This window comes from Stenotrophomonas sp. HMWF003 (genome assembly GCF_003061285.1).
Taxonomy (GTDB): domain Bacteria; phylum Pseudomonadota; class Gammaproteobacteria; order Xanthomonadales; family Xanthomonadaceae; genus Stenotrophomonas; species Stenotrophomonas maltophilia_AP.
Genome location: NZ_QAIW01000187.1, coordinates 1,241 through 6,510 on the forward strand (window position 1 = coordinate 1,241; position 5,270 = coordinate 6,510).

A 5,270-nucleotide genomic window follows, 5' to 3' on the forward strand; every position below is an offset into this window, starting at 1 on the left:
CCGCGCCCTTCCCGCCGGTAACGGCCACCGCAGCGCCTTCGATGGACGCCGCACCACCGCGCCAGGGCCTGTCCGGCTGCGCGATCGCCGGTATCGTGGCCGGCGTCTGCGGGCTGGTGCTGGTGGCGGTCATCGGCATCCTCGCCGCGATAGCCCTGCCCGCCTACCAGGACTATGTGCTGCGCGCCAAGACCGCGCAGGCCATCACCGCGCTCGACCCGATCAAGGTGCAGGTCAGCGAGTTCGTGCAGACCCACGGGCGCTGCCCGGTCAACGACGACGAGGGCTTCCAGCCGGCCGAAAGCTATGCCAGCGACGACCTGTCGGCGGTGCGGATCGGCCGCTTCGACAACAGCCACTGCGGCATCGAGGCCGAGCTGACGGTGCCCGCCAAGGCGGCCCTGGACGGCAAGCTGCTGTGGCTGGATTACGACCCGGAACTGCACCAGTGGGAATGCACCGGCGAGCCGGATGACAAGTACCTGCCGCAGCACTGCCGCGGCTGACAACGGACGCATGTCCATGGATGAACCCAAAGGGGATTGAAGCAATGACTGAGTGGTATTTCGCCGATGGCCAGGAGCGCCAGGGCCCGTTGACCGCCGACGAGATGCGCCTGCGTTTCCAGCGCGCGCAGATCAGCCTGACCACGCTGGTCTGGCGTGAGGGCTTTGCGCAGTGGAAGCCGTTGTCCGAGGCGGTCGACGAGCTGCAGCTGCAGAACCTGAGCAGCGCCGCAGAGAACCTGGGCAGCGGCTTCGACCTGCGCGGCGACTACACCGCCATCGACAACGGCACCGCACCGCTGCCGGGCACCGGTGGCGGCACCCATTCGCCGTACACCGCGCCGGCGGCAGGCAGCGGCCTTGCGGGCACGGGCGTGGTCAGCGGCGGCCATGTGGTCTATGCCGGCTTCTGGAAGCGCTACGCCAGCTACTTCATCGACTCGCTGGTGGTCAGCGTGGTCAACATCCCGGTCAGCCTGATCTTCAATGGCATCGGCGCGGTGTCGGGCAACGAGTCGCTGGCACTGGTGATGAGCCTGGTGGCGATGCTGGCCGGCCTGGCCCTGGGCGTGGCCTACTACGCCGGCTTCCATGCCTCGGCCGGCGGCGCCACGCTGGGCAAGATGGCGGTGGGCATCAAGGTGGTCCGCGGCAACGGCGAACGGCTCACCCTGGGCCGCGGCATCGGGCGCTACTTCGGCTTCCTGCTGAGCAGCCTGACCCTGATGATCGGTTTCATCATGGCCGCCTTCACCGAGCGCAAGCAGGCCCTGCACGACATGATCTGCGACACCGTGGTGGTCGACAAATGGGCCTACACCGAGAACGAACACCTGCAGCAGGAGGGTCTGGGCACGCTCACCATCGTGATTCTGGTCGTCTCGGCGCTGCTCACCGTGGCCGCCATCGGCGTGGGTATCGCCATGATCGGGGTCATCGCCTCGTCCATGTCCTGACCCCACCCTCACACCGGGCCGCTTGACACGGGCGGCTCGGTCGTGATTCCTCTAATAAGAGAAAAAGCTGAACGCCCGGCGCATACCCGGGCGTTCAGTTTATGGAAATCGCCCGCTGCCCTTCACTAATGCGGCCATTTGCTCCACCCTAGCGCCCTCTCCCGGGCTGCTGCCCACAGAAATAATCTGACATGCCCAAGCACCTGCTCATCGTCGAATCGCCCGCCAAGGCCAAGACGATCAACAAATACCTCGGCAAGGACTTCACGGTCCTGGCCTCGTATGGGCATGTGCGCGACCTGGTGCCGAAGGAAGGCGCGGTCGACCCGAACAACAACTTCGCGATGCGCTACGACCTCATCGAGAAGAACGAGAAGCACGTCGATGCCATCGTCAAGGCCGCCAAGGGCGCCGACGACATCTTCCTGGCCACCGATCCGGATCGCGAGGGTGAGGCGATCAGCTGGCACATCGCCGAAATCCTGAAGGAACGCGGGCTGGTCAAGGACAAGCCGATGCAGCGCGTGGTCTTCACCGAGATCACCCCGCGCGCCATCAAGGAAGCGATGGGCCACCCGCGCGAGATCGCCGGCGACCTGGTGGATGCCCAGCAGGCACGCCGCGCACTGGACTACCTGGTGGGCTTCAACCTGTCCCCGGTGCTGTGGCGCAAGGTGCAGCGCGGCCTGTCCGCCGGCCGCGTGCAGAGCCCGGCGCTGCGCATGATCGTCGAGCGCGAGGAAGAGATCGAAGCCTTCATCGCCCGCGAGTACTGGAGCATCGATGCCGCCTGCGCGCATCCCTCGCAGCCGTTCACCGCGCGCCTGACCAAGCTGGACGGCAAGAAGTTCGAACAGTTCACCGTGACCGACGGCGATACCGCCGAAGCCGCACGCCTGCGCATCCAGCAGGCCGCGCAGGGCGCGCTGCATGTCACCGACGTGGCCAGCAAGGAGCGCAAGCGCCGCCCGGCCCCGCCGTTCACCACCTCCACGCTGCAGCAGGAAGCCTCGCGCAAGCTGGGCTTCACCACCCGCAAAACCATGCAGGTGGCACAGAAGCTGTACGAAGGCGTGGCCATCGGCGAGGAAGAAGGCACCGTCGGCCTGATCTCGTACATGCGTACCGACTCGGTCAACCTGTCCCAGGATGCACTGGCCGAGATCCGCGACGTGATCGCCCGCGATTACGGCATCGCCTCGCTGCCCGACCAGCCCAACACCTACCAGACCAAGTCCAAGAACGCCCAGGAAGCGCATGAAGCGGTGCGCCCGACCTCGGCCCTGCGGACCCCGGCCCAGGTGGCGCGCTTCCTCACCGACGACGAGCGCAAGCTCTACGAACTGATCTGGAAGCGGGCCGTGGCCTGCCAGATGATCCCGGCCACGCTCAACACCGTGAGCGTGGACCTGTCGGCCGGCAGCGAACACGTGTTCCGCGCCAGCGGTACCACCGTGGTGGTGCCCGGCTTCCTGGCCGTATACGAGGAAGGCAAGGACACCAAGAGCGCCGAAGACGACGACGAAGGCCGCAAGCTGCCGGCGATGAAGCCCGGCGACCGCGTGCCGCTCGATCGCATCGTGGCCGACCAGCATTTCACCCAGCCGCCGCCGCGCTTCACCGAAGCGGCGCTGGTCAAGGCGCTGGAAGAATATGGCATCGGCCGCCCGTCGACCTACGCCTCGATCATCCAGACCCTGCTGTTCCGCAAGTACGTGGAAATGGAAGGCCGCAGCTTCCGCCCGTCCGACGTCGGCCGTGCGGTGTCCAAGTTCCTGTCCAGCCACTTCACCCAGTACGTGGACTACGACTTCACCGCCAAGCTCGAAGACGAGCTCGACGCGGTGTCGCGTGGCGAGGAAGACTGGATTCCGCTGATGGCCCGTTTCTGGGACCCCTTCAGCAAGCTGGTCGAAGAAAAGAACGAATCGGTGGACCGCGCCGAAGCCAGTGGCGCGCGCGAACTCGGCACCGATCCCAAGACCGGCAAGCCGGTCAGCGTGCGGCTGGGTCGCTTCGGGCCGTACGCGGCGATCGGCAGCACCGCCGAAGATGCCGAAGACAAGCCCAAGTTCGCCTCGCTGCGCCCCGGCCAGTCGATGCACACCATTTCCCTGGAAGACGCGCTGGAGCTGTTCCTGATGCCGCGCGCGCTCGGCCAGGACAAGGACGAGGATGTCAGCGTCGGCATCGGCCGCTTCGGTCCGTTCGCCAAGCGCGGCAGCACCTATGCCTCGCTGAAGAAGGAAGACGATCCCTACACGATCGACCTGGCCCGTGCGGTGTTCCTGATCGAAGAGAAGGAAGAGATCGCGCGCAACCGGATCATCAAGGAGTTCGAGGGCAGCGACATCCAGGTGTTGAACGGCCGCTTCGGCCCGTACATCAGCGATGGCAGGATGAACGGCAAGATCCCCAAGGATCGTGAGCCGGCGTCGCTGACCCTGGCCGAAGTGCAGCAGTTGATGGAAGAAACCGGCAAGCCGGTGCGCAAGGGCTTCGGCAAGAAGGCGGCCAAGAAGGTAGTGGCCAAGAAGGCCACGGTGAAGAAGGAGGCCGCGCCGAAGAAGGCGGCCGCCAAGAAGGCACCGGCGAAGAAAGCCGCCACCAAGAAGGCGGCAACGAAGAAGACCGCGACCAAGAAAGCGGCCACCAAGAAGGCTGCCAAGAAGACGGTCGCCAAGAAGGCCTGAGTGCCGCCACCGGCGCAGGCCCACGCCCGGCGTGGATCTGCGCGGGGATCACCCGGTTGGCACGCCGGGGGCGGATAATACGGGCCTACACCCACGCCTGCGCTGTTGCCGCCATGAACGAACTCACCCTGGATACCGCCCTGCCCGTGCTCCGCGCCGGCGGGGTAGTGGCTTACCCGACCGAAGCGGTCTGGGGCCTGGGCTGCGATCCCGCCCATGAGGCGGCGGTGATGAAGCTGCTGCAGCTCAAGCAGCGCCCGGTCGAGAAAGGCATGATCCTGGTGGCCGCCGACCTGGCCCAGCTGGACGACTGGGTGCGCCTGCAGGCCTTGCCCGCGCAACGCCAGGCCGTGGTGCTGGCCAGCTGGCCCGGTGCGAACACCTGGATCCTGCCGGCCGGCCCACGCGCGCCGCGCTGGATCACCGGCGCGCACAGCGGCATTGCCGTGCGCATCAGCGCGCACCCGTTGGTGGCCGCGTTGTGCCAGGCCTGGGGCGGCCCGCTGGTGTCCACCAGCGCCAACCTGGCCGGCAAGCCACCGGCACGGACCCGGGCCGAACTGGACCCGGCGCTGCTGCCGCTGCTGGACGGCCTGGTTGACGGCGATACCGGCGGCCTGGCCCAGCCCACCCCGATCCGCGACGCGCTCAGCGGCCAGGTCCTGCGCAGCTGAGCGGCCACCAGACCGGGGGTTTTGCGCCGCTGCCGGCAAAGCCGCACACTGGGCCCATGCGCCGAACGACTGTCCTTCGCCTGTCCCTGCTGCTGTGCTGCGCCAGCGCGCCCCTGGCCGCGCAGGACGCCGGCAATGTGCGCGTGTACCGGTGCGTGGGCAGCAACGGTGCGGTGTCGCTGCAGGACGCACCCTGCCGCGACGGGCGCCAGGAAGTACGCGACATGCAACGCCCGCGCGACCCCGCCCCGCGCGTGGTGCGCAGCGACCGCGACCCCGCTGCCACGCCGGCACCGGCGGCGCCGCAGCGCGAAGTGCGCCACGTCTACGTGCAGCCGCCGCAACCGCTGTACGAATGCGTGCGCGACGACGGCAGCCGCTATACCAGCGACAGCGGCGAGGGCAATCCGCGCTGGGTGCCGATCTGGACCAGCGTGTACC

The 5,270-nt window shown here is 67.5% G+C and carries 4 protein-coding genes and 1 pseudogene; all 5 read left to right on the plus strand.

All coding sequences use genetic code 11. The annotated features are described in order from the left end of the window. Positions 1 to 506, plus strand: a 506-nt coding sequence (locus tag DBR34_RS07520; RefSeq protein ID WP_258223734.1) for a pilin, incomplete at its 5' end; no start/stop codon positions are given. 44 nt (positions 507 to 550) lie between these two features. Continuing rightward, on the plus strand, positions 551 to 1,462 hold the full coding sequence (locus DBR34_RS07525; RefSeq protein ID WP_128096326.1) for an RDD family protein: 912 nt from the start codon (positions 551 to 553) through the stop codon (positions 1,460 to 1,462). A gap of 191 nt (positions 1,463 to 1,653) precedes the next feature. Continuing rightward, the gene (locus DBR34_RS07530; protein ID WP_128096327.1) at positions 1,654 to 4,155 is read left to right on the plus strand and encodes a DNA topoisomerase I; all 2,502 of its coding nucleotides are present in this window, start codon (positions 1,654 to 1,656) and stop codon (positions 4,153 to 4,155) included. Positions 4,156 to 4,268: 113 nt separating this feature from the next. Further along, positions 4,269 to 4,829: a Sua5/YciO/YrdC/YwlC family protein gene (locus DBR34_RS07535; RefSeq protein ID WP_128096328.1), complete on the plus strand. Its 561-nt coding sequence runs from the start codon at positions 4,269 to 4,271 to the stop codon at positions 4,827 to 4,829. Between the two features lie 56 nt (positions 4,830 to 4,885). Next, positions 4,886 to 5,270: pseudogene (locus tag DBR34_RS22345) on the plus strand (DUF4124 domain-containing protein); the annotation flags it as partial.